1 pseudogene is annotated in these 314 nt (G+C 56.4%); it reads left to right on the forward strand.

What is annotated here, in order from left to right:
- Positions 1–147: 147 nt before the first annotated feature.
- Positions 148–314, forward strand: a pseudogene (locus KDM89_RS21235) (lipid-A-disaccharide synthase); the annotation flags it as partial.

Here is a 314-nt window from a genome sequence, read left to right on the forward strand (position 1 = left end):
AGCTAAGCAAGGTCTGGATGCCTATGCGGCTGAACTGAGCGCTGAGGCGCAGCTCCCTGTGCAGCAAATGCGCAGCTTTCTTGATGTGTCTACGCGTGGCATTGTGCGCTGAAACAGGGTAGCCTAGTGACTCGTCCTATTATTTCTATGGTCGCCGGTGAGACTTCCGGCGACATGCTGGCGGCGCGCATGCTGTCCGGTTTGCGCCCCAGATTACCTGACTCGCTGATGCATGGCATAGGCGGGCCACGTATGGCGGAACATGGCTTTGTCAATGACTGGCCTATGGATAAGCTATCTGTGCGCGGTTTGTT

The organism is Cognatundibacterium luofuense (genome assembly GCF_018139685.1).
Classification (GTDB): Bacteria; Pseudomonadota; Gammaproteobacteria; order Burkholderiales; family Burkholderiaceae_D; genus Undibacterium; species Undibacterium luofuense.